The following is a 26,652-nucleotide window of genomic DNA, read 5'->3' on the forward strand; positions in this document are numbered from 1 at the left end:
ATGGATACGTTCAGCTATTTGGGCCAGGGCTTCGGCGTTGCACTGACCCCTTACAACCTGATCACCGCACTGTGCGGCACCTTGATCGGCACCGTGGTCGGCCTGTTGCCGGGCCTTGGGCCGATCAACGGCGTAGCGCTGTTGATCCCCATCGCATTTGCCCTGGGGCTGCCGCCTGAGTCGGCCTTGATCCTGTTGGCGGCCGTGTACCTGGGCTGCGAATACGGCGGGCGCATCAGCTCGATCCTGTTGAACATCCCGGGTGAAGCTTCCACCGTGATGACCACCCTCGACGGCTACCCGATGGCTCGCAAAGGCCTGGCGGGCGTGGCGTTGTCGCTGTCGGCGTGGAGTTCGTTCATCGGTGCGTTTATCGCCACCTGCGGCATGGTGCTGTTCGCCCCGCTGCTGGCCAAATGGGCGATTGCCTTCGGCCCGGCGGAATATTTCGTACTGATGGTGTTTGCCATCGTCTGCCTGGGCGGCATGGCCGGTGACAAGCCGCTGAAGACCTTTGTCGCGGCATTGATCGGCCTGTTTCTGTCAGCAGTGGGTATCGATGCCAACAGCGGCGTATACCGCTTCACCGGCGATAACATCCACCTGACCGACGGCATCCAGTTCGTGGTGCTTGTATTGGGCCTGTTCTCCATCAGCGAGATCCTGTTGCTGCTGGAAAAAACCCACCGTGGCCAGGAAGCCGTGAAAGCCACCGGACGCATGATGTTCAACCTGAAGGAAGCTTCCGCGGTATTCGTCGTGAATATTCGCTGCGGCCTGCTGGGTTTCATCATGGGTGTCTTGCCGGGCGCGGGTGCCACACTGGCCTCGGCCGTGGCCTACATGACCGAAAAACGCCTGGCCGGTGCCAGCGGTAAATTCGGCCAGGGCGACATGCGCGGCCTGGCGGCTCCGGAAACCGCGATCGGCGCTTCCGCCTGCGGCGCCCTGGTGCCGATGCTGACCCTCGGCGTACCCGGCTCGGGCACCACGGCGGTGATGATCGGCGCCCTGTCGCTGTACAACATCACCCCCGGCCCGCTGCTGTTCCAACAGCAACCGGACATCGTCTGGGGCCTGATCGCCTCGTTGTTTATCGCCAACATCATGCTGGTGATCCTCAACATCCCGATGATCCGCATCTTCACCCGCATCCTTGCCGTGCCGAACTGGGCACTGGTGCCGGTGATCGCCATCATCACTGCGATCGGTGTGTACGCGGTTCACGCCACCACCTTCGACCTGTTCCTGATGGTCGGCATCGGCATCTTCGGCTACATCCTGCGCAAGCTGGATTTCCCGCTCTCGCCGGTGCTGCTGGGCTTTATCCTCGGCGGGTTGATGGAGCAGAACCTGCGTCGTGCGCTGTCGATTTCCAACGGCGAATTGCAGATCCTCTGGTCGAGCCCGATCACCTTCGGCGTGTGGGTACTGACGGCCTTGATGCTGTTGTTCCCGCTCCTGCGCATCTGGCGCAAGCGTTCCCTGCAGCGTCGTGCCGTGGCCGATGTCTGAGGCCACGTTCAGAAACTGGTGGGCAACACCGCTGGTCGGTCTGCTGGGCGGGTATCTCGCCAGCCAGATCGGCTGGCCACTGCCGTACATGGTCGGCTCGTTGCTGGCGATCATCCTGGTGCGCTGCCTGACACCCTGGCAGCTCGCGGAAATTCCCGGCGGCCGCAAATGCGGCCAATGGGTGGTGGGCATCGGCATCGGCCTGCACTTCACCCCGGTGGTGATCGAGCAGGTGATGAGCCACTTCGGCCTGATCTTCTTCGGCGCGCTGGTCACCAGCCTCTCCAGCATTGTGGGCGTGTGGTTGATGCGCCGCAGCGGTGAAGACCGTGCCACAGCGTTTTTCTCGAGCATGCCGGGTGGGTCGGGGGAGATGGTCAACCTCGGCGCACGCAACGGCGCAGTGCTCAGCCGCGTCGCGGCGGGCCAGAGTTTGCGGGTATTGGTGGTGGTGCTCTGTGTGCCGGCGGCGTTCAAGTATTTGCTGGGGGAAGGTGCCCCGCAGTTTCATCCGGCGACGGTGGATTGGACCTGGCTGGCGCTGCTGTTTCCCGTCGGCGCCCTGGTGGCCTGGGGCTGGCAACGCTTGCGTCAGCCAAACCCCTGGCTGTTCGGGCCGCTGCTGGTCAGTGCCGCCGCCAGCATTACCTGGGACTTGCACATCGGGCTGCCCGACGGCGGCAGCCAGATCGGCCAGTGGCTGATCGGCAGCGGCCTGGGTTGCCACTTCAACCGGCAGTTCTTCCGGCGCGCGCCGTTGTTCATGGGACGTACGTTGATCGGAACGGCGTTGACCATGTTGATTGCGACGCTGGCGGCTGTGGGCTTGAGTGCACTCACACATCTGGACCTGCGTTCGCTGACACTGGGCATGATGCCAGGCGGAATTGCGGAAATGAGCCTGACGGCGGAAACCCTGCAACTGTCGGTGCCGTTGGTGACGGCGATGCAGGTGATGCGTTTGTTGTTTGTGCTGTTTCTGGCGGAGCCGTTGTTTCGGCACTGGAACCGGCAGCCAGACAAAATCTGAAGCCCAAGAGACGTTCAATTGTGGGAGCTGTCGAGCTTTAGCGAGACAGCTCCTACATTGGAGCTATGTCAAACCGGCGGCAATCGCCACTCGATCGGCGTCTCGCCATTCTGCTCAAGAAACTTGTTGGTGCGGCTGAAATGCCCGCAGCCAATAAACCCTCTATAGGCCGACAACGGCGACGGATGCACCGACGTCAGCACCAGGTGCTTGGTGGCGTCGATCAGCTTCTGCTTGCCCTGCGCATGGGCGCCCCACAGCAAGAACACCAAGTGCGGCTGATGCTCGCTCACCACTTCAATAATCCGATCGGTAAAGAACTGCCAGCCCTTGCCCGCATGGGCGTTGGCATTCGCGCGCTCCACGGTCATGGTGGTGTTGATCATCAGCACGCCCTGGTCGGCCCAGCTTTGCAGGTAGCCGTGGTTGGGAATGTCGATGTTCAGGTCACGCTTGAGTTCTTTGTAGATATTGACCAGCGACGGCGGTGCCGGCACGCCCGGTTGCACCGAGAAGCACAAGCCGTGGGCCTGGCCCGGGCCGTGATACGGGTCCTGGCCGAGGATCACCACCTTGACCTTGTCCAGGGGCGTTGAGTTGAGTGCGTTGAAGATCATCGGGCCGGGTGGGTAGATCTCCTTGCCTGCCGCGTGCTCCTGGCGCAGGAATTCCCGCAACTGGGCCATGTACGGCTGGTCGAACTCGTCACGCAGGGCGTGTTTCCAGCTGGGTTCGAGTTTGATACGGTCGTCGGTGGTCATGGTTACGCTGTCTAGTCAAAAGAATGAGGCGAACCCTAGGAAAGCCGACCTTGCTTGTCAATTGATCTGACGCAGATACCGCACTTTCCTGCGAAGCGATCATACTGAACCTTCACTTTATCGATTGAGGTCATGATGAACCTGCACTTCGAAGAGCTGATTGGCACCGGCGGCGCCCGCGTTGGCATCGCCAGCCTGGACGCGGAAAAATCCCTCAATGCCTTGTCGTTGCCGATGATCCTGGCCCTGAGCGAACGCCTGGACGCCTGGGCCAAAGACCCGCAAATCGTCTGCGTGCTTCTGCGCGGCAATGGCCCCAAGGCTTTTTGCGCCGGTGGCGAAGTACGCAGCCTGGCCCAGGCCTGCCGTGAACATCCCGGCGAAGTACCGGCGCTGGCCGCGCAATTTTTCGCCGCGGAGTACCGCCTCGACTACCGCCTGCACACCTATCCCAAACCGCTGATCTGCTGGGGCCACGGCTATGTGCTGGGCGGTGGCATGGGCTTGCTGCAAAGCGCCGCCGTGCGCATCGTCACGCCAAGCAGCCGCCTGGCCATGCCGGAAATCAGCATCGGCCTGTACCCGGACGTGGGCGCCAGTTGGTTCCTGTCTCGCCTGCCCGGCAAGTTGGGGTTGTTCCTCGGCCTGACCGGCGCCCATATGAATGGCCGCGACGCCCTGGACCTGGGCCTGGCCGACCGCTTCCTGCTGGATGAACAACAAGACGAACTGCTTGAAGGCCTGCTGCAACTGAACTGGCAGGAACAGACCGACATGCAGCTCAACAGCCTGCTCAAGGCCCTGGCCCAGGAAGCCACCGGCCAGTTGCCCGAAGCCCAATGGCTGCCGCGCCGTGGGCAGATCGACGAGTGGCTGGACGTGGGGGATGTGCGCTGTGCGTGGCGAGCCTTGAGCCAGTTACGCGATCACACCGACCCGCTGCTCCGCCGCGCAGGCAAGACCCTGAACGAAGGCTGCCCGCTGACCGCGCACCTGGTGTGGGAACAGATCCAGCGAGCGCGGCACCTGTCCCTGGCCCAGGTGTTCCAGATGGAATACACCTTGAGCCTGAACTGCTGCCGTCACCCGGAATTCAGCGAAGGTGTGCGGGCGCGGTTGATCGACAAGGACCAGCAGCCACACTGGCACTGGCCGGACATCAACTTGATCCCCGAGGCCGTGGTGCAGGCGCACTTCCACAAGGTCTGGGAAGGGCGGCATCCGCTGGCGGACCTGTCTGACTATTGAGCGCCCGTCGGCGCTTTTTTGCCCTCGAACGTGAAGGCACAATTATCGGGTTGGTGGTCGTCGCACTGGAAAATCTGTTGCCCGAAAGCATCGGTGCCCGGTACCCAATGCGTGGTATCTGCCAGCGACATCGCCCCCCCGGCTTGAGCCGTGCCGTACCTCAGGGTGACTGTCTTACCCCTCAGGGTTTTATAAATGCACTTTTCCAGATAGCCCTGCTTGCGCTCGTCCTGCTCGCTAGGAGTAAAAAGCGCGCCGACAAAGGTTTCCACGAATTCCCCGCCGCTCATTGCCTGGCTTATCCATGGCGAGTCGCTGTCAGTTCCCTGAAAGTGACCGTCAACGTAGCGTACAACACTCGGGTAAGGACAGGATTGCGCTGCTGCCAACGTACTGACGCCAAGAAAAGCAAAAAATAACAGGTAGAGCGGGCTGACGTTCATGTCATGGGTTCCATCAGTCGATGCTGGAAGCGATACGCCAAACAGGCGACTGCTCCCAATTAACTACAGGCGTAACCCACAGGATAGCTGTCAAATATGACAGTGCCGACCAACGGTAAACAAAAACGGCGCCTGAGCGCCGTTTTTCCAATTATTCCTATCAGCGATGACCGCCGCCACGGCCTCCACCCTGACCACCACCCTGGCCATGTCCGCCACCATTACCCCAGTGACTGTTGCCCCAACCCTGGTTTGGGTAAGGCCGATAACCCGCGCGCGGCCCCGCAGGATAATAGCGCGGCGCCGGCTGGTAATAACGCGGCGACGGGTAATAACGCTGCGGTGGCGGATAGTAACCCTGGCGGTAATGGTAATACGGGCCGCCGCCGTAGTAATACGCCGGCGCGGGCGCCGTGTAGACCTCGGAACCGTAGTAGGCCTGGCCGCCACCGTAATAAGGCGCGCACGCAGAAAGGGTCAAGCCGAGCAAAGCGATGAGAAGCAGTCGACGATACATGGCGGCCTCCTGGACCGCGGAAGAGCACACCCAGCGACGCTGGGGGGCGGCAAACAGCTTTCACTGCCTGACGAAATATCTGACATCAAAAACGGAATCTGGTGCGATTTAGACATAGATTGATACATCTGCCGGTCGCCTCATTGCAGTGCAATCCCGCACCACCACGACGCATATTCACCGCACGTTGCGCCCCCCTCCTCGCGCCAACCCACGCCATTACTGCACCCGTGCCACTTGGCACGACTCTCGCTTTACCTCTCCCGTGCAGGAGTCATCACAGGTTCGCGGCACCACAATTTGCAATGGCTGACTAGGGTTCCGGCTCGCTAAGGCGAGTGGCTGGTCCGAGAGTCGGCGACCTCCAGTTGAGGTTACACGGCGGGATAAAAGCCCGGGAGACAAGCCACCGTTCACGGTGCCGCGTTGCTCCTGCTCGCCCTTGATCAACTGGAGAAGCATCCATGCCCTCGATACGTTTACCCGCCCTGCTCGCCGCCGCCTTCGCCGCCGTGGTGAGTTTTTCCGCCCAAGCCGCCCCCAAAGACCATTTCAGCGTGTGCTGGACGATCTATGCCGGCTGGATGCCGTGGGAATACGCCGGCAGCCAAGGCATCCTCGACAAGTGGGCCAAGAAGTACGGCATCAAGATCGACATGGTGCAGCTCAATGACTACGTCGAATCCATCAACCAGTACACCGCCGGCCAGTTCGACGGCTGCACCATGACCAACATGGACGCCCTGACCATTCCCGCAGCCGGCGGCGTGGACAGCACCGCGCTGGTGGTCAGCGACTTCTCCAATGGCAACGATGGCGTGGTCATCAAAGGTGAAGGCAAGACCGTCGCCGACCTCAAGGGCATGAACGTCAACCTGGTGGAACTTTCCGTGTCCCACTACCTGCTGGCCCGCGCCCTGGAGTCGGCCAACCTCAGCGAAAAAGACCTGAAAGTGGTCAACACCTCCGACGCCGACATCGCCGCCGCCTTCAACACCGACCAGGTCAAGGCCGTCACCACCTGGAACCCGATGCTCTCGGAGATCAAGGCCAAGCCCGGCGTCACCGAAGTGTTCGACTCCAGCAAAGTGCCCGGCGAAATCATGGACATGATGGTGGTCAACACCCAGACCCTCAAGGACAACCCCAAGCTGGGCAAAGCGTTGACCGGCGCCTGGTTTGAAGTGGTGGCGCTGATGAACGCGAAAAACGCCGTCAGCACCGACGCCCTGGAACACATGGCCAAGGCCTCCGGCACCGACCTCAAGGGCTTCCAGTCGCAACTGGACACCACCAAGCTGTTCGCCACGCCCAAGGAAGCCCTGGCCTTTGCCACCAGCGCGCAGTTGCCCGCCACCATGGGCAAGGTCGCCGAGTTCTCGTTTAAACACGGCCTGCTGGGTGAAGGTGCCAAGGACACCAACGCCGTGGGCATGAGCTTCGCCAATGGCGTGACCCGCGGCGACACCGCCAACCTCAAGCTGCATTTCGACCCCAGCTACGTACAGATGGCCGCCGACGGCACGCTGTAAGAGGACCCGGCCATGCGCCTGATCAACCGTCACCCGGAACGCTCCAGTCGCCTGCTGTTGGTGCTGCTGCCCTTCGCCCTGCTGCTGTTCGCCTACTTCGTGGGCTCGGCCGAGCGCCTGGCAGACAACCCCAACGACAAGCTGCTGCCCAGCGCCGCACAAATGGGCGACGCAGTGAAACGCCTGGCCTTCAGCGCCGACACTCGCACCGGTGAATACGTGCTGTGGCAAGACAGCGCCTCAAGCCTGCGCCGCCTGGCGATCGGCCTGGGCATCAGCGCCCTCGCCGGCCTGTGCCTGGGCATTGCAGCCGGCACCTTGCCGCTGTTTGGCGCACCGTTGTCGCCGTTACTGACGGTGCTGTCGATGGTGCCGCCGCTGGCGATCCTGCCGATCCTGTTCATTGTGTTCGGGCTGGGGGAATTGTCGAAAGTGATGCTGATCGTGATCGGTATCACCCCGGCCCTGGCGCGGGACCTGGAACAGCGGGCACGGGAAATTCCCGTGGAGTTGCTGGTGAAGGCGCAGACCCTCGGCGCCTCCACCTGGACCCTGATGCTTCGGGTGGTGCTGCCGCAATTGCTGCCGCGCCTGCTGATCTCCCTGCGCCTGATGCTCGGCTCGGCGTGGCTGTTCCTGATTGCAGCCGAAGCCATCGCCTCAACCGACGGTTTGGGTTACCGGATCTTCCTGGTGCGCCGCTACCTGGCGATGGACGTGATCCTGCCCTACGTGGTGTGGATCACCCTGCTGGCCTGGCTGATGGACTGGGGCCTCAAGGCCCTGACCCGGCGCGCGTTTCCCTGGTACGAAGGAGCGCGGGCATGAGCTTTATCAGCGTCAACAATGTGTGGCAGCGCTATGGCGACCAGGTGGTATTGGAGCGCCTGAACCTGCACGTGGCCGAAGGCGAATTCTGCACCCTGGTCGGCACCTCCGGTTGCGGCAAATCGACCTTCCTGCGCCTGCTGCTGGGGCAGGAAACCGCCAGCCATGGCGAGATTCTGCTGGACGGTAAACCGCTCGCCGCCGAACCCGATGCCAGCCGCGGCGTGGTGTTCCAGCGCTACTCGGTGTTCCCGCATCTGACGGTGCTGGACAACGTTGCGCTGGGCCTTGAGTTGCCACGTTCAGCGTTGCTCGGCCGCCTGTTCGGCAGCGCGAAAAAACAGGCCCGGGAACAGGCCGCAGCCCTGCTGCATAAAGTCGGTTTGGGCCATGCCCTGGACAAGTACCCGGCGCAGCTTTCCGGCGGTATGCAGCAGCGGTTGGCCATCGCCCAGGCGCTGATCATGAAGCCCCGCGTGTTGCTGCTGGACGAACCCTTCGGCGCCCTCGACCCGGGCATTCGCAAAGACATGCACCTGCTGTTGCTGGAGCTGTGGCGCGAAACCAGGCTGACGGTGTTCATGGTCACCCACGACCTCAGCGAAGGCTTCAGCCTCGGCACCCGCTTGCTGGTATTCGACAAGGTGCGCCTCGACCCACACGCCCCCGGCGCCTACGGCGCCCGCATCACCTACGACATCCCTTTGAACAGCGAGCGCCGCAAGGCGATCGCCGCCGAACTTGGAGCCACTTCCAAATGACCGACTCAACTCAATTGTTCCCACCTTTCGCCGAGGAAATGCTCCCCGGCGGCGGCCACCGTTCCTTTGTACTCAAGCGCGGCCAACTGCTGCGCCTCACCGACATTCGCGGCGGCGCCAACGTCAGCCTGACCCTGCTCAATGCCAATGAAAAAACCGAGCGCCTGAACCTGCCCGACAGCCTCAAATGCCAACACACCGCCAAGCTCACCAACGGCCATTGCCTGTACTCGGACATGGGCCGCGTGCTGGCTGCCATCACCGCCGACACCTGCGGCTGGAGTGACAGTATCGGCGGCGTGTCATGCGCCTCCGAGGTCGCGGAAAAATACGGCAAAGGCCGCTATCAAGAGCTGCGCAACGGCTTCTACCGCAACGGCACCGACAACCTGCTGGTGGAACTGGGCAAGTGGGGCCTGGGGCTGTCCGACCTGCTGATGACCCTCAACCTGTTCAGCAAAGTCACGGTAGATGAAGCTGGCAGCCTGCACTTTGTCCCCGGTCACTCCAAGGCCGGCGACTACATCGAACTCTACGCACCGATGGACACACTGGTGGTGCTCACCGCGCTGCAACATCCCATGGACCCCAACCCCGAGTACGCGCCGCAGCCGCTGAAACTCAGCTGGATGAACGCCGACCCAAGCGTCGCCGAACACTGCCGTACCTCGCGCCCGGAAAACGAGCGCGGCTTTATCAACACCGACCGTCTGTTCGCCTGAGGACCTGCCATGTCTATCGCACTCGCCAAACAACCGGACGCGGCCGTGTACCGCGCGACCATTCCCGCCGGCGAACCCTGGCTGATGGAAGTCAAGGCCGGCCAGACCCTGCGCATCCTCGACCTTGAGGGCAACCAGGCGGTCGACACGCTGTTCTACAGCCTGAAAAACCCCAGGGAACGCTACGACGTGCAGCGCACCCTGCGTCGGCAAAACAGCGTGTACCTGAGCACCGGCAGCGTGCTGTATTCCAACCTCGGCCAGCCGATGCTGACCATCGTCGACGACACCTGCGGACGCCACGACACCCTTGGCGGCGCCTGCGCCCAAGAGAGCAACACCGTGCGCTACGCCCTGGAAAAACGCTACATGCACAGCTGCCGTGACAACTACCTGCGGGCCTGCGCCCACGATGGCCGGCTGGGTAAAAGCGACATCGGGCCGAACATCAATTTCTTCATGAACGTGCCGGTGACCGCCGATGGCGGGTTGACCTTCGAGGACGGGATTTCCGCCCCCGGCAAGTATGTCGACCTGCGGGCCGAGATGGACGTGATCGTGCTGATCTCCAACTGCCCGCAACTGAACAACCCGTGCAACGGCTACAACCCAACCCCTGCGGAGTTACTGGTATGGAACTGAAGATCAAGCGGTTGCGCCAGTGGTTGTTCGCCCTGTGCCAGGCCCGGGCCGGGCAGTGCCTGCGAAAACGCTGAAGATCAACTGTGGGAGCGAGATTGTGTGGGAGCGGGCTTGCTCGCGAAAGCGGCGTATCAGGCGACTGATGTATTGACTGAACCACCGCATTCGCGAGCAAACCCGCTCCCACACTCCACCTCCCACACTGACTGCATGCGCTGCGGACGACCGCAGCGCCATCCACATTTGCGGGACGGCCCGCATCCCAGGACAAGGCCGAGCACTCATCGGCCTGCGGGGTTTTGCCATGTTCGAAAAACTGTTGATCGCCAACCGTGGCGCCATCGCCTGCCGCATCCTGCGCACTTTGCCTGAGCTTTCGGTCAAGGGCGTGGCGGTGTATTCCGAAGCCGATGCCGCGAGCCTGCATATCCAGCAAGCGGATGAGGCCTACAGCCTGGGCGAAGGCGCGGCGGCCGGCACCTATTTGTCGGTGGAGAAAATCCTCGCCACGGCCAAGGCCTGTGGCGCCACCGCGATTCATCCCGGCTATGGCTTTCTATCGGAAAACGCCGCCTTCGCCGAAGCCTGCGAAACAGCAGGCATCGCCTTCGTCGGCCCGACGCCGGAACAGCTGCGGGTGTTCGGCCTCAAGCACACCGCGCGCGCGTTGGCCAGGCAGCACAACATCCCGCTGCTGGAAGGCACCGAGCTGCTCAACAGCCTCGACGCCGCACTACTGGCCGGGGAAACCGTGGGCTATCCGATCATGCTTAAAAGCACCGCCGGTGGTGGCGGGATCGGCATGCGCGTGTGCCACAGCGCCGATGAATTGCGCGACTGTTTCGAGGCAGTGAAACGCCTGGGCCAGAACAATTTCAGCGATGCCGGTGTGTTTATCGAGAAGTACATCCAGCACGCCCGGCACCTGGAAGTGCAGGTGTTTGGTGATGGCTGCGGCGAGGTCATCGCCCTCGGCGTGCGCGACTGTTCGGTGCAGCGGCGCAACCAGAAAGTGCTTGAAGAAACCCCGGCGCCGAACCTGCCCGACGGCATGGCGGATGAGCTGTGCCGTGCCGCCATCACCCTGGCCAAGGCAGTGAATTACCGCAGCGCCGGCACCGTGGAATTTATCTTTGATAGCGCCGATGGCCGCTTCTATTTTCTGGAAGTGAACACCCGGTTGCAGGTGGAACATGGCGTCACCGAGCAAGTGTGGGGCGTGGACCTGGTGCGCTGGATGGTGCAATTGGCCGCCGGGGAAATGCCGCCATTGCGGGAACTGCAACTGAAGCCTCACGGCCACGCGATTCAGGCACGCCTGTACGCCGAAGATCCGGGCCGGGAGTTTCAGCCAAGCCCGGGGCTTTTGACGTATGTGGACTTCCCGGTCGCTGAAGGCCTGCGCATCGACACGTGGGTGGAGGCCGGTTGCGAGATTCCGCCCTACTTCGACCCGATGATCGCCAAGCTCATCACCTGGGCGCCGACCCGCGAACAGGCACGCCTGGATTTGTATCAAGCCCTGAGCAACAGCCAACTGTACGGCGTGGAAACCAACCGCGATTATCTGCGCCAGATTTTGCTCGCTACACCGTTCGCCAGTGGCCATCCGTGGACGCGCTGCCTTGAAGATTTGGTGTACCACGCCAACACGTTTGAAGTGCTCAGCGCCGGCACGCAAACCAGTGTGCAGGACTATCCGGGGCGCCTCGGTTACTGGGCCGTAGGCGTGCCGCCGTCGGGGCCGATGGACAGTCGCGCGCTGCGCCTGGGCAATCGCCTGCTGGGCAATGCCGAGGGCACCGCTGCGCTGGAAATCACCATGAGCGGGCCGTTGCTGCGCTTCAATTGTGCGGCGGTGGTGGCGGTGACGGGTGCAGACATTGTGCTGCGCTTGAATGATGAAGCGGTACCGATGAACACCGCGTTGCTGATCCCGGCGGGCGCAACCTTGAGCCTGGGCACCATCGCCGGGGCCGGTGCTCGCAGCTACCTTTGCGTGCGCGGCGGGCTGCAGGTTCCGGATTATCTGGGAAGCAAAAGTACCTTCACCCTTGGCCAGTTTGGTGGGCATGGCGGGCGGGCTTTGCGGGCGGGTGATGTGTTGCACTTACTGCCGTTGGAGGATCTCAGTTGCGGCAATACGCTAGTGCCTGAACCGCTTGGCGAGGTGCGAACACTGCGGGTGATCTACGGCCCCCACGGCGCGCCGGAATACTTCAAGCCCGAGTACATCGAGACGTTCTTTGCCACCCAGTGGGAAGTGCATTTCAACTCCAGCCGCACGGGTGTGAGGTTGATCGGGCCGAAGCCTCTGTGGGCGCGTACGGATGGCGGTGAGGCGGGGTTGCATCCGTCGAATATTCACGACAATCCGTATGCGATCGGTGCGGTGGATTTTACCGGGGACATGCCGGTGATCCTCGGCCCCGATGGCCCGAGCCTGGGTGGGTTTGTATGCCCGGTGACGGTGATCGAGGCGGACTTGTGGCAGTTGGGCCAGCTCAAGGCGGGTGACAAAATCTGCTTCACCCCCGTCGACATCAAGACCGCCCGAGACCTCGCCTTGAACTGGGATCAAGTGTGGGAGCCGGGCTTGCTCGCGATGCAGGCAACTCGGTCCGACAGGCAAACCGAGGCGATGCTTTCGCGAGCAAGCCCGCTCCCACATTTGATTGAGTCGCCTGTTGTTCTGGACATCGGCCAGGCCGACACCCGCCTCGTCGCCCGCCTCGCCGGCGACACCCACCTGCTCCTGGAAATCGGCGCCCCGGAACTCGACCTGGTGCTGCGCTTTCGCGCCCACGCCCTGATGCAAGCCCTCGAAGCACAAGCCCTGCACGGCGTCATCGACCTGACACCCGGCATCCGCTCCCTGCAAATCCACTACCAGCCCGAACAACTTACCCTCGCCGACCTCCTGGCGCTGATCACCGCCGAATGGCACGCCGTCTGCGCCAGCCAAAACCTGCAAGTGCCGTCGCGCATCGTCCACCTGCCACTGTCCTGGGACGACCCGGCCTGCCAACTGGCGATCGAAAAATACATGACCACCGTGCGCAAGGATGCCCCGTGGTGCCCGAGCAACCTGGAGTTCATCCGCCGCATCAACGACCTGGCCAACCTCGACGAAGTGCGCCACACCGTGTTCGATGCCAGCTACCTGGTGATGGGCCTGGGCGACGTCTACCTCGGCGCGCCCGTGGCCACGCCGCTGGACCCGCGTCACCGCCTGGTCACCACCAAGTACAACCCGGCACGCACCTGGACCGCCGAAAACTCCGTGGGCATCGGTGGCGCCTACCTGTGCGTCTACGGCATGGAAGGCCCCGGCGGTTATCAGTTCGTCGGGCGTACCTTGCAGATGTGGAACCGCTACCGGGAAGTGGCCGCGTTCGATGGCAAACCCTGGTTGCTGCGCTTCTTCGACCAGATCCGCTTTTACCCGGTGAGCGCCGATGAGCTGGTGCAGATTCGCAGGGATTTCCCCCTTGGGCGGTTTGAACTGAACATCGAACACAGCCAGTTGAACCTGACGGATTACCAGGCCTTTCTCGCGCAGGAAGCCGAAAGCATCGGCGCGTTTCGCGGGCAACAGCAGCGCGCGTTCAACGCCGAACGCGAACGCTGGATCGCCAGCGGCCAGGCGCATTTCGACAGCGAGGAACTCGCCGCACCACAGGGCGCAGACACGCCCTTGCAGGCCAACGAATACAGCATCGACAGCCACATCGCCGGCAATCTCTGGCAAGTGCAGGTGAGCGCTGGCGAACGCGTGGCGGCGGGGGATGTGCTGGTGATCCTGGAGTCGATGAAAATGGAAATCCCGGTAGTCGCACCGTTCGCCGGTACCGTGCGGGAAATTCCGGTGCAGCCCGGCAGCGGCATTGGCGCAGGCCAACGGGTGGTGGTGCTGGAGCGTGATTTGCAATAACGCGGCGGGGCTGTATCGTGCAAGGCACACCGGGTTTCACCGGGACCTTGTCCGATACAGCCTGAACCGACCGATGACCACGCCAACCCTCTGCCCCGCCTGCGGCGCCCGCAACGATTGCGTCCTGGCCGACCCGCGCACTGCCGACCAGGCGTGCTGGTGCTATTCCGTCAGCATCGACCCCGCAGTGCTCGAAGCCTTGCCGGCGGAACTGCGCAATAAAGCCTGCCTGTGCCCGCGTTGTGCTCAGGTGGACGAACAACTGCGCGGCAACGAGCGGTCGTAATGCGCGTAGATCGTTTCCTCAGCAACCTGCCGCGTTTCAACCGTAAACAGGTTCGCCTGTTGCTGGTGGAGCGGCGGATCAGCGTCGACGGCCAGGCCATCAGCGATCCGCACCACCCGGTAAGCGAGTTCAGCCGTGTGTTGCTGGATGACGAAGTGCTGCAAGCCGGCAAACCCGCGCGTTACTTCATGCTGCACAAACCCCAGGGCTGCGTCAGCGCCACGTCCGACCCGCAACACCCCACGGTGCTCGACCTGCTGGATGAACCGGACAAGCACGAGCTGCACATCGCCGGTCGTCTGGATTTCAACACCACCGGCCTGATGCTGATCACCAACGACGGCCAGTGGTCGCGCCGCCTGACCCAGCCGCAAACCAAACTGCCCAAGGTCTACTACGTCGAGACCGAGCAGGACATCGGCCCGCAATACGCGGCCACCTTCGCCGCCGGCCTGTACTTCGCCTTTGAAGACCTCACCACCCAACCGGCGGAACTGGAACTATTGGGCCCCAGAACGGCGCGCCTGAGCATCATTGAAGGGCGTTATCACCAGGTGAAGCGCATGTTCGGGCACTTCGACAACAAAGTGATACGCCTGCACCGCGAACGCATGGGACCGCTGGAGTTGGACGCAGCCCTTGCGCCAGGCCATTACCGGGCGCTTACAGAGGCTGAAATCCAACAGGTCTGATGACCGTTCAGCCGATGATGGCAAAAACCCACGCCATCGACTGGCGAACTGGCATCCCTGATGCTTGAATCAACCCAGCCAGCCGCAATCTGACTGGCGAGTCACCCCTACCTACAAGAAACACTTTGCCCGTCCGCACGCTTGACCTGCGGGCCTCTCACGGCAAATTGCCCGCCATAACAACACCCGTCGGCCAGCCAGTACCGGATCGACATGGGCCCTCACTTCCAGGCGTATGCCTACCTGTCACAAAGCTCGTGCAGAGTGATCTGCGCGCATTACCCGCTTGCCAGGAGTCTTACGACATGAGGCCAGAAATCGCTGTGCTGGATATACAGGGTCAGTATCGGGTTTACACGGAGTTCTATCGCGCGGACGCAGCAGCCAAGACCATCATCCTGGTCAACGGCTCAATGGCCACCACTGCGTCTTTCGCCCAGACCGTGAAAAGCCTGCACCCGACGTTCAACGTGGTTTTGTATGACCAGCCCTACGCTGGCCGCTCCAAAATCCACAACCGCCACGAGCATATGCTGACGAAAGAAGTCGAGGGCCAGATCCTTCTGGAACTCATCGACCACTTCGCCGCCGAACACGTGCTGTCCTTTTCCTGGGGCGGCGCCGCGACCCTCGTCGCCCTCGCCCACCGCCCGCGCCGTGTGGAAAAGGCCGTGATCAGCTCGTTCTCCCCGGTGATCAACGCCCCGATGCGCGACTACCTGGAGCGCGGTGTCGACTACCTCGGCAACCTCGACCGCGACCGCGTGGGCCACCTGGTCAACAGCACCATCGGCAAACACCTGCCGTCGCTGTTCAAACGCTTCAATCACAAACACGTGAGCAGCCTGGCCGAGCACGAGTATGGGCAGATGCACTTTCACATCAGCCACGTGCTCAACAGCGACCGGCTGTGCTACCTCAAGGCCGCTAAGCAGATTGATATACCGGTGTTGTTCTTGAACGGCGAATGGGACGAGTACACCAGTGCCCAGGATGCCAAGCTGTTTGGGCAACATATTGCGAAAAGCAGCTTCGGCACGATTCAGGCAACCGGGCACTTTCTGGATATGGAGCACAAGGCCGCGTGCCGGGATAGCCGGGAGGCGTTGATGGGCTTTTTGAGACCGGAGCAGCAGCCAAGCCGGTTGCGGTACCACGCGTCACAGCCACAGCATGCGTTTGCCGTATGAGCGGTGGGGTTGTGGGCGGGCCGGATTTCCCAGGGGGGCCGCCTGCCCACGATCGACCGTTGGCACGTAAAACACAGAATTTTCGAAGAAAAACTTCAAATCCGCGAGCACATCTGGTACAAAGTCAGCCGCTCTGAGCGGGTATAGTTTAGTGGTAGAACGAAAGCTTCCCAAGCTTTAGATGAGGGTTCGATTCCCTCTACCCGCTCCACTCAGATTTTGCTCCTGCGTCAGGCTGGTTTTGACGGGGGATGTGTAAAAAAACCGGTCCTTGGTGTCCGGTTTTTTTATGGGTGGGATTTGGAAATTAAACGGTCGAACCGGGCTCATTCAATCGCCTGATAGACCTTCTTCCCGCCAACCCAAGTCTGCAGGACGCGTGTCCTCCAGATGTCTGCCGGGCTGACGGCAAAAATGTCCTGATCAACCAGGATAAAATCGGCCCACTTTCCGGGCTCAATGCTGCCTTGGGTAGCTTCTTGATGGGCTGCATAAGCTGCATCCAGCGTAAATGCACGGAAAGCCTCGAAGAGGGTCATGGCCTGCTCAGGGTGCCATCCAGCCAAGGGGTTGCCCTCATGATCCGAGCGAGTCACGGCAGCATGTATGCCGTAGAACGGATTGGCAGATTCGACTGGGAAGTCTGACCCTGCCGCAATTTTCGTTCCCTGGTTAAGCAGAGTGCGCCAGGCATAAGCCCCCTTGATCCGTTCGACACCCACCCTGTCCTCAGCCATATTCATGTCGCTGGTAGCATGTGTAGGCTGCATCGATGCAATCAGCCCTAGATCGATAAAGCGCGGTATCTGCTCCACATCAACCACCTGCGCATGCTCGATCCTGTTACGCAAGGCGCGCCCACCGACTGTGGCGTAGGTCTGTTCAAAGCTATCCATGACCTGCTTGATGGCAGCATCACCGATGCCATGCACATTAGCTTGAAAGCCGGCTTTCAGTACCGACTCAATCTTGTGCTTCATCTCCTGCCGGCTTTCAAAAAGCAACCCCTTGTTGGTTGGGTCGTCGGTGTATGGCTCAAACAGCGCCGCACCACGGCTTCCCAAAGCGCCATCGGCATAAAGCTTGACGCTACGAATGGTAAGACGATCATCGCCGTAGCCGATCAAAGGGCCGTCCTGGGACAACACCGCGAAATCATCCCCCGCACCGTTGATCATCGAGTAGACACGTAACGGAAGCCGGCCGCGATCGGCAAAACCGCGCATCGTCTTGATCATCTGCCTATCAGCACCTGCATCGTGCACAGATGTCAGGCCTTGTGCATTGAGATGCTCCAATGCAGCCTGCAACGCGACCTCTCGCTCCTGCTCGTCAGGCAGCGGAATAATATCCGCGACCAGCCCCATAGCGGCGTCGATAAATACACCTGTCGGGTTACCTTCTGCATCCCGTTCGATACGTCCGCCTTTCGGATCAGGCGTGTCCTTAGTAATACCCGCCAGTTGCATCGCCTTGGTATTAGCCCATCCGGCATGGGCATCCACCCGAATTAGCCACACTGGTCGATCGACAACGACCTTATCAATTTCGGCAGCCGTCGGAAACCGCCCCAACTTCCAGGTAACGTGGTTCCAGCCTGAGCCGGTCAGCCAACGGGCGCCGGGGCGCGCTGCAGCGAATACCCGAAGCCTCTCCTGCGTATCAACCAGTGTTGGAGAGCCCCGTAAAGCAATGCTTCGAAGGGACTCTCCAAGCCATTTGATATGGCCGTGCGCATCGGTCAACCCAGGCAAGAGGGACGCACCCTTACCATCGATGCGCGTCGCCAATGCATGCTTGCCAGCAAGATCGGCCGCCATACCGACGCAAATCACTTTGCCCGACGCATCAAAGGCCAACGCATCAAAACGCATCAGACCGCCTCCACTCACGGTATAACCACGCACATTTTCCATAATCGTCGGCTCCGCCCGGACAGGCCCCGCCAGCGACAGGAACATAGCCACCGGGATCAACGCCTTGGGCTGAGTTTTGATACACATCAGCAGCTGTTCAAACGCGGCAAGCATCGGGCCGAGCGTGAGACTTTTAAATGCTGATGGTTGCAGACTCGGTTTTTCTCCTGAAAATCGTGGAGTCATGATTTCCTCCAGTAAGAGGTCACGTCATGCGGTCAGAAAGAAGGTTATAAAAAAGGGCGCTAACACCGTCAGAATCAAACCACTCATGAGAGCGGTAGGCAGCGTGTCGCAGTGGCAGGTTTGGCGCACGATCGGTAACGTCGAGTCCAGAGCGGTTGCCCCAGCGGCGGCAATACCGACCTTTGGGTGGAAGCCACCGACCAGGTACAGTAAAGCGATCGCGATCAGTTCGCGCCCCAGGTCTGCGAGCAATGCCGTAGCGCCATGAACTTCTCCGGACAGCCCTCCGACCAGGACGCTGGATAGCGTGAACCATCCAAATCCCGTCGAGAGTGCCAGGAGCAAACGGATATCTTCGCCAGTGATGAAATGAACCGCATAGGCTCCCAATATTGAGCCAATGACCACGGCAATCGGAACGCATAGAACGCCCCATGAGATCCAGTCACGACCTAACTTGATGCTCGACAAGTCGAGTCCCACCAAGAAGATCAGTACCATTAACATCACGTTGCTGGGTGGAAGCCACAAGCTTGCAACGGTTGATTCTGCATATGTGAACAACACGCCCAAGGCCACCATCAGCAGCGCAATAAAGCACTCTTTCAGAGGAGCAGCAGCGCCATGCATATCGAAACTGGCAACCCTGCCTGGTTCTCGTCCAGCCCCTCTCAAAGCCGCCAAGCCCAGCAGCAGCATGCAAGGCACCACTGTTGTTGCGACCGCGACAAGCGAAGATGTCTTGAGCACATAGCCAACCGCATCCAGCGAAGAAACCACTTCGCCGAACTCAGTGCCTATCAGAAAAAGTAGCCCCCAAACCAAAGGGCTGATCAGACTGACCAATCGGGCAACAACTTTATCCGGGAGCAAGAGTTTGCTCGATAGATAGCCTATTCCCAACGCAATCAAGATGGGTAATATCGAGCTCAACGCCTGCACCGTCATATCCTCTGAATGGTTGGCGAGAAATCAACCAAAACAATACAGCGCTCACAGACTCCGGGAGAGGCGTCGTCAAGTTTCTTGATCGGGCTTATGTAGTGCGAAACCTTCGGATCATGAACGGCAAAACTATCGAGAGGCTCCGAAAGGGTAAACTCCGCCCAAATCTGACTTGACCGCGCGTCCTCAAACAGCATGTTTCGAATTTCCGGATGCCCAATAAAATTGATGCCACCCGTCATGTTCGAAGAACGGTAGATCAAGTGCGCAAACGTGAAGGGCTCTCCATCCTGGTGAAAAAAGTTCGGTGAGCTTATACCTGGCTGATCCGACCTCGCGGACGTGAGTTTTACAAAATGCACCCCAAAATAGATAGGAAGGGGCTGGCCAGGATGCTGCCAGAACGTCAGGGAAAAATCTTCATCGATCAGGTCGAGTAGTACGCGATTGTTTTTTACCGCATCACTCAACGCGTGAAAGTAGCGAATATTTGCGTGATCCGGATTGTTACCGCCTTGGTCGTAACCTGCGCGTCCGTGGCCTGCCCCATCTTTGACGATTGGCAACCAGTGGCCTTCATGCGTGTCTTGCCAGGGAAGAATGACTCCGTTGCCATACCGTCGAAACCTGTTTACTCCAGGCGGGGCGTACTCATCCGGCTCTAACTGTTCAAACTCTCGACGTAATTCTGCGAGCTCTTCGACGCAATGAGTCTGGCTCACACGAGGCATGTAATGCAGATATCCATCTTCTGCTAAGGCACTTCGAGGCATGGTCATTCCTCCTTGGTTTGATGCCATCAAACATAGGCAATCACCGTGGAGAACTTCAATGGAGGCGCGAACAACGAGAAGTGTCTTACAACGACGTCGGACGCTAATGGAGCGAGGGGGAACGAATCTTTTTACTCGGCATTACTGACGCAGTACTACGCAGATAGGGTGAAACTGTACGCAGGTTGCTGGGCCGGGGAGTCTCTGAACCGGCGCACACTGCTACTGGTAACCCACATCCAGGGAGGTGTACGCAACAATAGCTGCCCCGCCGTCCTGCTCAGCGGTCTGGTTGTAATTCCCGGCCTTGAAATACAGATTGATGCCCTGCCAACCCGATGGCGGAATATCGAATTCCCGGCTGGCCTGCCTGCCATTCGCCGCAGCCGAAACCAGCAGCACCATGCCACCCTCGGAGCCCTTGACCTCAATCTTGTAATTCAGCTTGTCGTTAACCTTCAGCCCCGTCAGCAAGACTGTCCGTTGCTCCTTCTGCCCGTAGCGTGTCTTGGTCCCGGCGACGATCGAGCCATCTTCCCAGCGAAGCTTCAGCAGCTCCGAACCTCCCGCCTTGTCGCCATGTATCTGGGCAAAAATGATCGATTTTGTGCTTGGATTTTGCACCACATAAAGCTCGCCGGACTGGGTATTATCAAACACCCCACCTGCGGTGAACTCTCTTTTTGCCCGCAGCTCAACACGGGGGTAGTGACTGTTGGGCGTCGCGTCAAGACCCGAGGGTGTGTTGAATACCAGCGCTCCTTCAGGCACGCCTTGATGGCATCCCGATGTGCGATAACAGTTTGTGTAGAAATAGGCGTTCTGAAGATTTTCGCCGATCGCGATTTCTTCTGCCTGACCTTGCGCATTGAAATCCTGAAGCACGTAGGCACGGCTCAGGTTGGACAGGTTGTCGCCTGGGGGTTTTGTGGCATCCAGGGCAAAGGCATTTCCACCGTTAAAAATCGCTCCGATGGCCACTACCGACACCGCGATAACTCTAGCGCCAAACACTTTAAATGCGTGCATCACCGTCACCAATTATTCGTCAAAGCCCCAACTCCAACGCCAGCAGATCCGATAGCTGTTGCGGGTGTCGAATCAATGTAATGCGCCTTACTGCCGAAAGAGAAAAAAATATTGGAGGGCTGCCCTTCCCTTGGTATGTGCGGCCTGGAAGGGAAAGCCTTTTACAGAATCAAGAAACCCGATCCACTCGGTCCTGCACGGCTTCTACCAGTAAAAGCCCCAGTTCAATCATTTGCTGAATCGCCAAGGCCAGACTGCGATGCTTATCTGGCAGGTTATCGGCAAATTCGTTGGTCATTGCGCCAGCGCCGGCAATGGTTTCGTAAGCGTTGGCGAGCAATGCATCGGTGCCGATTTCGGGACGTACGCTGAAGATTCTTACGGGTGAGTTATACGAGTCAGTACACATCTGTTGATCCTCAAGAAGGACCACCACCCAGTACTACGGAGATAGGGTGGCAGCTGTACGCAGGTTAGTAGACCGGGAAGTTTCAGAACCGGCGCGCCCGAAGACGCCCTGCGCACAGCTACCATTAGGCACAGGCAATAAGATGCCTGACCGATAGAACAGCCGTACGCCAAAACTTCACCGGGCTACTAAACCCGACCGCTGATGGGCAGCGGCTGACGAACCTTAAAGAGGTTGCCCAAGGCGTACAACCGGGACGATTCTGATGGTTGTGTAGGCAATGGAGCAAGGTTCAAATATTCAGGCCAATCCGCGCTTCAGCCTTCAATTCCCTCCAACTGCGCAAGATCCGCAAGCAACCCCGGCCCCACCGGTTCCCATCCCAACTTCTTGCGCGTGATCGCACTGGATGCCGGCATATCGTGAGCGGTAAACCTTGCCAACCAACCAAAAAACCCCTGAGCCTCTTGCGCCGAAATGGATTTAACCGGCAAACCAAGCCGAGTCCCCAACACCTCGGCAATCTCCCGCTGCGACACACCCTGCTCTGCCACCGCGTGATACCTCGCGCCCGGTTCGGCTCTTTCAATCGCCAGCCTGTAGAGCCGGGCCACGTCCAGAATATGTGCCGCCGGCCAACGGTTTTTCCCGTCGGCGATGTAAGCGCAAACGCCCTTCTCGCGATACAACTCGATCACCGGGCTAACCAGCCCCTGCCTGACGGTGTCGTGTACTTGAGGCAAACGCATCACCGACACATTCACCCCCGTCGCGGCTACAGCGTTAGCCGCTTCTTCCGACGCTGCACGAGGAATTTGCGCTGAGGTAACCACCGCACCATCCTCCGTCGCCAACTGCCCCGGCACGGTGCTCGCAATTCCGACACCGGAGGTAATGATCAGCGGTCGATCCGACCCGGCAAGTGCCTCTCCCAGCGCCTGGATAACCCGGCGGTCGTCCTCGCAGTTCGCGACGAATTTCGAGAAGTCGTGATTGAACGCCAGGTGAATCACGCCATCCGCCTGGGCAACACCAGACTTGAGGCTTCCCAGGTCCTCAAGCGACCCACGATGTACCTGAGCCCCGGCGGCCTCCAGCGCTGCCACCTTGTCATCCGAGCGGCACAACCCCAGCACCTGATGGCCCGCCGCGATCAGTTCCTTGACGACAGCCGACCCGATAAATCCGCTGGCACCCGTTATAAATATGCGCATGAACCGTATCTCCGTGTGTATTCAGAGACTAATCTGTGCGCTTGCCCTATACGGGTAAAGTAGTGAAGTTATCAGGGTATAGAGGCTAACAGGCTATGAGCGCAAACCAGTTGGGCAGCTATCTGAAAGACCGACGTACCCGGCTTGATCCGGCGGCATTCGGCTTCTCATCGGCACGACGGCGTACGCCAGGTTTGCGCCGCGAAGAGGTGGCCCAACGCGCGAACATCAGCCCCACCTGGTACACCTGGCTCGAACAGGGCCGTGGCGGCGCGCCGTCGGTGGAAGTGCTGGAGCGGATTGCCCATGCGCTGATGTTGACCGATATCGAACGCGAGCATCTGTTCCTGCTGGCCTTCGGGCGCCCACCCGAAGTGCGCTATCAGCAAAACGAAACGGTGACGCCACGCCTGCAACGGGTACTGGATGCCTTGAACCCCAGCGCCGCGATCCTGCGTACGGCGACCTGGGACGTGGTGGCCTGGAACCAGGCGGCGACGGTGATGTTGATGGACTACGGATCCCAGGCGCCGGAACAGCGAAATATCCTGCGGTTCATGTTCCTTGATCCCAATTCCCGCGCGGCCCAATACGACTGGGAAAGCGTGGCGCGGTTTGTGTTGGGGGCTTTCAGGATTGATACGGCGCGCTCAGGCGCGGCGGAGCAGGTGCAGCCGCTGGTGGATGAACTGTGTCGACGCAGCCCTGAATTTAAGGCGATGTGGAGCGAAAACGATGTTCAGGGCGCCCATGGTGATCGCATCAAGCGGATACGCCATTCGGTGTTGGGGCCGATCGAATTTGAGTATTCGGTGTTTGCGGTCGATGGGCGCAAGGATCTGAATATGGTGGTGTACAACCCGGCGACGCCGGAGGATGCGCAGCGGATCGCATCCTTGATGGATTAGGCGCCAGCAACTGCAAGAGACTTCGACACTGCAATCGCTCGCAACAAGAGACCATTTGAATCCTTAGCCTTACTCACATCATTCTCCTGCGCCTAACCGCGCCGCGCGCACGTGCTCATGCCTATTGCCAGCAAGTATCCATATGGATACAGTGAAAATCCGTGAACTATCTAGTCCAGCAAACGCAGACCTTCATTACCTGGCATTCAGCAATACTTGATTTACGCGCAAAAATCGCCATCGCCCGGCGCATCGATCGCGCATCTGCTGGCAATCTGGGCGATATAAAGACGGTAGGCAATGGTGTCTCGGAAATGCGCGTAGATATCGGTCTGGGTTATCGAGTGTATTTCACGCAGCGAGGAAGAACCGTCATCGTCTTGCTGGCCGGTGGCGACAAATCCTCACAAGACGCCGACATCCGGCGAGCAAAAAAACTGGCAAAGGAAGTTTGATCATGAGCCAAACACTGACGACATTTGATATGGCGGCACTGCTCGACAGTGATGAAGCCATCAGCGAATACCTTTCTCAAGTTCTGGCCGACGGCGATAATGAGGAGTTCCTCAGGGCCGTCGGGTACGTGGCCAAAGCTCGCGGGATGGCGCGGGTCGCGACCGATACCGGCATGGGCCGTGAGAGTCTGTACAAGGCATTTGCCCCTGGAGCAAAGCCCCGCTTCGAAACGGTACTCAAGGTGCTTCACGCACTGGGTATCGATCTGCAAGCACAGCCGGGGCATGTCGCCAATCATTCGATTATTTGAGTGAGCAGCCCCGCTGCACCACCCACGCCAACGGCAACGTCAGCAACAACATCCCCGCCAGCACCATCACCGCCACCGGCACGCCCATCAAGTCCCCCAGCCCGCCAAACAGAACCGGCGCCAACGCGCCCCCGCCGATGGTGCCGGTGTAGAACACGGCAAACGCCTGCTCTCGTTTACCTGCGCCAGCGAGATCCGGCACCGCGCCGTAAAGCACCGACGACGTGCCATTCAATGCCAGCCCCAACACCGGCAACATCACCATCAACCCGCTCAACGGCAGGTACACCGCCGCAACGATCAACACCGCCGTGCTGCTCTCCGTCAGCCACACGGTTTTCATCATGCCGATGCGTGCGCCGAGGTAGCCGCAGAGCAATTTGCCGAAGGCGCCGCCGATAAACAGCATGGTCAGCGCGAGACCGATGCCCGCAGTGCCGGCGCCTTTAGCTTTCAGAAGAAAGGGCAGAAACGTGAGAAAGCCCATCCGCACGGCACTGTCGAGTGTGCCCGTGACGATCAGCGCACGCAGACCGCTGACCGAGCCACTTCCGATCAAGGTCTTGGCGGTTTTGCCGGAAGCAGACGCCGCTGCCTGCGTTGGGATCAGCCACCACAGCAACCCCGCCGCGGCCAATCCCAGCATTCCAAGAAGCGTGACGCTCGCGCGCCAGCTGATGACGGTCAGCAACAGGCCGACCAGCCCGGGAACCAGGGTTTTGCCAATGTCCCCGGAGAAGTTGTATTGAGACAGCGCTTCCTTGACCCCACCACCGCTCTCGTAGGTGTCGGTGATCATCGAAGAAGCCAGCGGATGCTGGGTACTCGCCCCCAGCCCGCCCAACAGCAGCGCCAGCAACAACATGCCCAACCCGATCGCCTGCCCCACCAACAGATAGGCAACACCGGCAAGCGCCGTGCCGCCCACCAGCATCGGCGTGCGTCCCCAGCGTTTGGCGGCGCGACTGGCCATCAGCTGAAACACCGCCATCATCCCGGAATAGGCACCGCGCAGCAGGCCGACCTGGGCGTAGGTCATGCCGAACTGCGCTTGCCAGATCGGCAGCAGCACGTAGATCACATCGGTCAGGCCATCGTGAATCGCGTGGGCGCTGCAGCCGGCGATCAACGAGCGGCGACGGGCGGAAGTCTCGGGTACCGGCAGGGCAACGGCATCGCTCATGAGGTCTTGCTCAGTTCAGGTTGGAGGGGCTTCCAGCCCGCCAGGGCGATCAGCAACGACAGTAGCTGGAAACCGATGATCAGCGCCACACACCCCACCCAACCCCAACGCCCCCAGATCAGCGCCGGGACGATGGCGCCGAAGCTGCCGCCCAGGTAATAGCAGGTGAGGTACAGGCCCACGGCACCGGCCTTGTTGTGGCGGGCGGTGGCGGTGGTGAAGGCGCTGGCGGCGGCCTGGGCGAGGAACACGCCCGTGGAGCTGAGGGCCAGGCCCAATACGATGCACCACAGGGATGGCAGCAAGGTCAGGCCCGAGCCACAAACGCCAAGCACCGCAGCCGCCGTCAGCAGTTCGGATTGCGGGCGGGATTTGCTCAGGCGCCCGGCAACGGGAATGACCACCAGGGCCAGCAGGAACACCATATAGATCGTGCCCAGCGCCGCCGGGCCAAGGTCGAACGGGGCTTGGCTGAGGTAAAGGCCAGCGTAGGTAAACGTCGCCACTTGGGAGAACAGCACGCAAAATCCTACGGCGTAGGCTGCCAGCAACGGCGTGCCGAGCACATCGGCCCAGGTGGTTGAAGGTCGCGCAATTCGGGGTGGATTGCCCGGCAGCAGGAACTGGATTAACCCGCCCACCATCAGGCTCAACACTGCCAACAGCTCGAAGGCTTCACGCCAGCCGACGTACTCGGTCATCACACCGGTGACGAAGCGCCCGGCAAACCCGCCGAGCACGGTGCCGGCCACATAGAGGCTGGTGACTTCGGTGACGGTGCCGCCGCGCCAGCGATCACCGATGTAGGCCACGCTGGTGGCGAACACCACGGGGATCAGCATGCCTTCGATAAAGCGCCACACCAGCAGTTCGGCAAAGCTGCTGGCATAGGCAGTCATCAAAGCCGGCAACGCCAGCAACAGCGCGGCCGCCGAGATCACCGTGCGTTGCTCAAAACGCCCGGTCAGGCGGCTGACAAAGGGCGCGGTCAGCGCTACCGCCAAGGTGGTGACGGTAATGCTCCAACCGGCCGCCCTGGCGCTCACTTCAAAGCTGGCGGCAAGGTTCTGCAAAATGCTCTGGGTGGCGTAGAGGTTGAGAAACGCCGCGCAGCCACACAGGAACAGGGCAAGACGGGCACAATGCAGGCGCGGTTTCATGAAACCTCTCGTTTTATTATCTGAGGCCTTTATAGAATGACCCGCACACCTGAGACCAATAC

At 60.4% G+C, this 26,652-nt stretch carries 26 protein-coding genes, 1 tRNA gene and 1 riboswitch; of the genes, 16 read left to right on the top strand and 11 right to left on the bottom strand.

What is annotated here, in order from left to right; all coding sequences use genetic code 11:
* Together HX815_RS16135 and HX815_RS16140 are read left to right on the top strand one after the other, a co-directional pair.
* Positions 1-1,515 (top strand): tripartite tricarboxylate transporter permease, encoded by a 1,515-nt coding sequence (locus tag HX815_RS16135; RefSeq protein WP_003212016.1) that lies wholly within the window; start codon positions 1-3, stop codon positions 1,513-1,515.
* Positions 1,508-2,545 carry an AbrB family transcriptional regulator gene (locus tag HX815_RS16140; RefSeq protein ID WP_003212018.1) on the top strand — a complete coding sequence of 346 codons (1,038 nt, stop codon included), beginning with the start codon at positions 1,508-1,510 and terminating at the stop codon, positions 2,543-2,545. The genes HX815_RS16135 and HX815_RS16140 overlap by 8 nt, the downstream gene beginning before the upstream one ends.
* Before the next feature lie 68 nt (positions 2,546-2,613).
* Here the strand turns inward: HX815_RS16140 and ung are convergent, their stop codons facing one another.
* Positions 2,614-3,306 (bottom strand): uracil-DNA glycosylase, encoded by a 693-nt coding sequence (gene ung, locus HX815_RS16145; RefSeq protein ID WP_003212020.1) that lies wholly within the window; start codon positions 3,304-3,306, stop codon positions 2,614-2,616.
* Positions 3,307-3,441: 135 nt separating this feature from the next.
* On the opposite strand from ung, the gene HX815_RS16150 reads away from it, so the two are divergent.
* Complete coding sequence (locus HX815_RS16150) at positions 3,442-4,554, top strand: enoyl-CoA hydratase/isomerase family protein (protein ID WP_177028564.1); 1,113 nt, start codon at positions 3,442-3,444, stop codon at positions 4,552-4,554.
* Here the strand turns inward: HX815_RS16150 and HX815_RS16155 are convergent.
* Together HX815_RS16155 and HX815_RS16160 are read right to left on the bottom strand one after the other, a co-directional pair.
* Positions 4,548-4,997, bottom strand: a complete 450-nt coding sequence (locus tag HX815_RS16155; protein WP_177028565.1) for a DUF3757 domain-containing protein — start codon at positions 4,995-4,997, stop codon at positions 4,548-4,550. The two genes, HX815_RS16150 and HX815_RS16155, sit on opposite strands and share 7 nt — an antisense overlap.
* 160 nt (positions 4,998-5,157) lie before the next feature.
* Positions 5,158-5,514, bottom strand: coding sequence for a hypothetical protein (locus tag HX815_RS16160; RefSeq protein WP_003212026.1), 357 nt, complete (start codon positions 5,512-5,514; stop codon positions 5,158-5,160).
* 302 nt (positions 5,515-5,816) lie between these two features.
* Positions 5,817-5,917: riboswitch (guanidine-I (ykkC/yxkD leader) on the top strand.
* A 61-nt stretch (positions 5,918-5,978) separates the two neighbouring features.
* Between HX815_RS16160 and HX815_RS16165 the strand changes: the two genes are divergently transcribed.
* The 10 genes from HX815_RS16165 to HX815_RS16210 all read left to right on the top strand — a co-directional run bounded on the left by HX815_RS16165 (position 5,979) and on the right by HX815_RS16210 (position 16,312).
* On the top strand, positions 5,979-7,046 hold the full coding sequence (locus HX815_RS16165; RefSeq protein WP_177019700.1) for a putative urea ABC transporter substrate-binding protein: 1,068 nt from the start codon (positions 5,979-5,981) through the stop codon (positions 7,044-7,046).
* A gap of 12 nt (positions 7,047-7,058) precedes the next feature.
* Positions 7,059-7,874, top strand: coding sequence for an ABC transporter permease (locus tag HX815_RS16170; RefSeq protein WP_003212030.1), 816 nt, complete (start codon positions 7,059-7,061; stop codon positions 7,872-7,874).
* Positions 7,871-8,635, top strand: a complete 765-nt coding sequence (locus HX815_RS16175) for an ABC transporter ATP-binding protein (RefSeq protein ID WP_003212032.1) — start codon at positions 7,871-7,873, stop codon at positions 8,633-8,635. The genes HX815_RS16170 and HX815_RS16175 overlap by 4 nt, the downstream gene beginning before the upstream one ends.
* Positions 8,632-9,357 carry an urea amidolyase associated protein UAAP1 gene (locus HX815_RS16180; RefSeq protein ID WP_003212035.1) on the top strand — a complete coding sequence of 242 codons (726 nt, stop codon included), beginning with the start codon at positions 8,632-8,634 and terminating at the stop codon, positions 9,355-9,357. The genes HX815_RS16175 and HX815_RS16180 overlap by 4 nt, the downstream gene beginning before the upstream one ends.
* A 9-nt stretch (positions 9,358-9,366) precedes the next feature.
* The gene (locus tag HX815_RS16185; protein ID WP_003212037.1) at positions 9,367-9,999 is read left to right on the top strand and encodes an urea amidolyase associated protein UAAP2; all 633 of its coding nucleotides are present in this window, start codon (positions 9,367-9,369) and stop codon (positions 9,997-9,999) included.
* 304 nt (positions 10,000-10,303) lie between these two features.
* A complete protein-coding gene (gene uca, locus HX815_RS16190; RefSeq protein ID WP_177028566.1) occupies positions 10,304-13,933 on the top strand; it encodes an urea carboxylase in 3,630 nt (1,209 codons plus the stop codon).
* Positions 13,934-14,006: 73 nt separating this feature from the next.
* The gene (locus HX815_RS16195) at positions 14,007-14,219 is read left to right on the top strand and encodes a cysteine-rich CWC family protein (protein WP_008437822.1); all 213 of its coding nucleotides are present in this window, start codon (positions 14,007-14,009) and stop codon (positions 14,217-14,219) included.
* Positions 14,219-14,911: a pseudouridine synthase gene (locus tag HX815_RS16200; RefSeq protein WP_177008910.1), complete on the top strand. Its 693-nt coding sequence runs from the start codon at positions 14,219-14,221 to the stop codon at positions 14,909-14,911. The genes HX815_RS16195 and HX815_RS16200 overlap by 1 nt, the downstream gene beginning before the upstream one ends.
* Positions 14,912-15,216: 305 nt before the next feature.
* Positions 15,217-16,101 carry an alpha/beta fold hydrolase gene (locus tag HX815_RS16205; protein WP_003212046.1) on the top strand — a complete coding sequence of 295 codons (885 nt, stop codon included), beginning with the start codon at positions 15,217-15,219 and terminating at the stop codon, positions 16,099-16,101.
* A 137-nt stretch (positions 16,102-16,238) separates the two neighbouring features.
* Positions 16,239-16,312, top strand: a tRNA-Gly gene (locus HX815_RS16210).
* Between the two features lie 115 nt (positions 16,313-16,427).
* On the opposite strand, the gene HX815_RS16215 is transcribed toward HX815_RS16210, so the two are convergent.
* The 6 genes from HX815_RS16215 to HX815_RS16240 all read right to left on the bottom strand — a co-directional run bounded on the left by HX815_RS16215 (position 16,428) and on the right by HX815_RS16240 (position 22,573).
* Complete coding sequence (locus tag HX815_RS16215) at positions 16,428-18,203, bottom strand: amidohydrolase (RefSeq protein ID WP_250884718.1); 1,776 nt, start codon at positions 18,201-18,203, stop codon at positions 16,428-16,430.
* A 24-nt stretch (positions 18,204-18,227) separates the two neighbouring features.
* A complete protein-coding gene (locus HX815_RS16220) occupies positions 18,228-19,151 on the bottom strand; it encodes a lysine exporter LysO family protein (protein WP_043225584.1) in 924 nt (307 codons plus the stop codon).
* Positions 19,148-19,921 (bottom strand): 2OG-Fe dioxygenase family protein, encoded by a 774-nt coding sequence (locus tag HX815_RS16225; protein ID WP_008437815.1) that lies wholly within the window; start codon positions 19,919-19,921, stop codon positions 19,148-19,150. The genes HX815_RS16220 and HX815_RS16225 overlap by 4 nt, the downstream gene beginning before the upstream one ends.
* Positions 19,922-20,143: 222 nt before the next feature.
* Positions 20,144-20,950, bottom strand: a complete 807-nt coding sequence (locus tag HX815_RS16230) for a polysaccharide lyase family 7 protein (protein ID WP_087692616.1) — start codon at positions 20,948-20,950, stop codon at positions 20,144-20,146.
* A gap of 169 nt (positions 20,951-21,119) precedes the next feature.
* Positions 21,120-21,359: a DUF6124 family protein gene (locus tag HX815_RS16235; protein ID WP_003212057.1), complete on the bottom strand. Its 240-nt coding sequence runs from the start codon at positions 21,357-21,359 to the stop codon at positions 21,120-21,122.
* A 317-nt stretch (positions 21,360-21,676) separates the two neighbouring features.
* On the bottom strand, positions 21,677-22,573 hold the full coding sequence (locus tag HX815_RS16240; protein ID WP_177028567.1) for an SDR family oxidoreductase: 897 nt from the start codon (positions 22,571-22,573) through the stop codon (positions 21,677-21,679).
* Positions 22,574-22,668: 95 nt separating this feature from the next.
* On the opposite strand from HX815_RS16240, the gene HX815_RS16245 reads away from it, so the two are divergent.
* The 3 genes from HX815_RS16245 to HX815_RS16255 all read left to right on the top strand — a co-directional run bounded on the left by HX815_RS16245 (position 22,669) and on the right by HX815_RS16255 (position 24,247).
* Positions 22,669-23,481 carry a helix-turn-helix transcriptional regulator gene (locus HX815_RS16245; RefSeq protein ID WP_008437810.1) on the top strand — a complete coding sequence of 271 codons (813 nt, stop codon included), beginning with the start codon at positions 22,669-22,671 and terminating at the stop codon, positions 23,479-23,481.
* A 161-nt stretch (positions 23,482-23,642) separates the two neighbouring features.
* Positions 23,643-23,936 carry a type II toxin-antitoxin system RelE/ParE family toxin gene (locus HX815_RS16250; RefSeq protein WP_134325879.1) on the top strand — a complete coding sequence of 98 codons (294 nt, stop codon included), beginning with the start codon at positions 23,643-23,645 and terminating at the stop codon, positions 23,934-23,936.
* Between the two features lie 2 nt (positions 23,937-23,938).
* Positions 23,939-24,247 carry an addiction module antidote protein gene (locus HX815_RS16255; protein ID WP_003212064.1) on the top strand — a complete coding sequence of 103 codons (309 nt, stop codon included), beginning with the start codon at positions 23,939-23,941 and terminating at the stop codon, positions 24,245-24,247.
* On the opposite strand, the gene HX815_RS16260 is transcribed toward HX815_RS16255, so the two are convergent.
* Positions 24,240-25,430, bottom strand: a complete 1,191-nt coding sequence (locus HX815_RS16260) for an MFS transporter (RefSeq protein ID WP_177028568.1) — start codon at positions 25,428-25,430, stop codon at positions 24,240-24,242. The genes HX815_RS16255 and HX815_RS16260 overlap by 8 nt on opposite strands.
* Entirely contained in the window at positions 25,427-26,590 is a 1,164-nt protein-coding gene (locus tag HX815_RS16265) for an MFS transporter (protein ID WP_177028569.1), read from the bottom strand. Before HX815_RS16265 ends, HX815_RS16260 begins: the two co-directional genes overlap by 4 nt.
* Between the last annotated feature and the right edge of the window lie 62 nt (positions 26,591-26,652).

The sequence above is a fragment of the Pseudomonas sp. E6002 genome (assembly GCF_013385565.1).
In the GTDB taxonomy this organism is placed as follows: domain Bacteria; phylum Pseudomonadota; class Gammaproteobacteria; order Pseudomonadales; family Pseudomonadaceae; genus Aquipseudomonas.

Excerpts from the sequence above, each read along its gene's own strand:
- HX815_RS16135 (WP_003212016.1), top strand. The coding sequence starts at position 1 with ATGGATACGTTCAGCTATTTGGGCCAGGGCTTCGGCGTTGCACTGACC.
- HX815_RS16140 (WP_003212018.1), top strand. The coding sequence starts at position 1,508 with ATGTCTGAGGCCACGTTCAGAAACTGGTGGGCAACACCGCTGGTCGGT.
- ung (WP_003212020.1), bottom strand. The coding sequence starts at position 3,306 with ATGACCACCGACGACCGTATCAAACTCGAACCCAGCTGGAAACACGCC.
- HX815_RS16150 (WP_177028564.1), top strand. The coding sequence starts at position 3,442 with ATGAACCTGCACTTCGAAGAGCTGATTGGCACCGGCGGCGCCCGCGTT.
- HX815_RS16155 (WP_177028565.1), bottom strand. The coding sequence starts at position 4,997 with ATGAACGTCAGCCCGCTCTACCTGTTATTTTTTGCTTTTCTTGGCGTC.
- HX815_RS16160 (WP_003212026.1), bottom strand. The coding sequence starts at position 5,514 with ATGTATCGTCGACTGCTTCTCATCGCTTTGCTCGGCTTGACCCTTTCT.
- HX815_RS16165 (WP_177019700.1), top strand. The coding sequence starts at position 5,979 with ATGCCCTCGATACGTTTACCCGCCCTGCTCGCCGCCGCCTTCGCCGCC.
- HX815_RS16170 (WP_003212030.1), top strand. The coding sequence starts at position 7,059 with ATGCGCCTGATCAACCGTCACCCGGAACGCTCCAGTCGCCTGCTGTTG.
- HX815_RS16175 (WP_003212032.1), top strand. The coding sequence starts at position 7,871 with ATGAGCTTTATCAGCGTCAACAATGTGTGGCAGCGCTATGGCGACCAG.
- HX815_RS16180 (WP_003212035.1), top strand. The coding sequence starts at position 8,632 with ATGACCGACTCAACTCAATTGTTCCCACCTTTCGCCGAGGAAATGCTC.
- HX815_RS16185 (WP_003212037.1), top strand. The coding sequence starts at position 9,367 with ATGTCTATCGCACTCGCCAAACAACCGGACGCGGCCGTGTACCGCGCG.
- uca (WP_177028566.1), top strand. The coding sequence starts at position 10,304 with ATGTTCGAAAAACTGTTGATCGCCAACCGTGGCGCCATCGCCTGCCGC.
- HX815_RS16195 (WP_008437822.1), top strand. The coding sequence starts at position 14,007 with ATGACCACGCCAACCCTCTGCCCCGCCTGCGGCGCCCGCAACGATTGC.
- HX815_RS16200 (WP_177008910.1), top strand. The coding sequence starts at position 14,219 with ATGCGCGTAGATCGTTTCCTCAGCAACCTGCCGCGTTTCAACCGTAAA.
- HX815_RS16205 (WP_003212046.1), top strand. The coding sequence starts at position 15,217 with ATGAGGCCAGAAATCGCTGTGCTGGATATACAGGGTCAGTATCGGGTT.
- HX815_RS16215 (WP_250884718.1), bottom strand. The coding sequence starts at position 18,203 with ATGACTCCACGATTTTCAGGAGAAAAACCGAGTCTGCAACCATCAGCA.
- HX815_RS16220 (WP_043225584.1), bottom strand. The coding sequence starts at position 19,151 with ATGACGGTGCAGGCGTTGAGCTCGATATTACCCATCTTGATTGCGTTG.
- HX815_RS16225 (WP_008437815.1), bottom strand. The coding sequence starts at position 19,921 with ATGCCTCGAAGTGCCTTAGCAGAAGATGGATATCTGCATTACATGCCT.
- HX815_RS16230 (WP_087692616.1), bottom strand. The coding sequence starts at position 20,950 with ATGCACGCATTTAAAGTGTTTGGCGCTAGAGTTATCGCGGTGTCGGTA.
- HX815_RS16235 (WP_003212057.1), bottom strand. The coding sequence starts at position 21,359 with ATGTGTACTGACTCGTATAACTCACCCGTAAGAATCTTCAGCGTACGT.
- HX815_RS16240 (WP_177028567.1), bottom strand. The coding sequence starts at position 22,573 with ATGCGCATATTTATAACGGGTGCCAGCGGATTTATCGGGTCGGCTGTC.
- HX815_RS16245 (WP_008437810.1), top strand. The coding sequence starts at position 22,669 with ATGAGCGCAAACCAGTTGGGCAGCTATCTGAAAGACCGACGTACCCGG.
- HX815_RS16255 (WP_003212064.1), top strand. The coding sequence starts at position 23,939 with ATGAGCCAAACACTGACGACATTTGATATGGCGGCACTGCTCGACAGT.
- HX815_RS16260 (WP_177028568.1), bottom strand. The coding sequence starts at position 25,430 with ATGAGCGATGCCGTTGCCCTGCCGGTACCCGAGACTTCCGCCCGTCGC.
- HX815_RS16265 (WP_177028569.1), bottom strand. The coding sequence starts at position 26,590 with ATGAAACCGCGCCTGCATTGTGCCCGTCTTGCCCTGTTCCTGTGTGGC.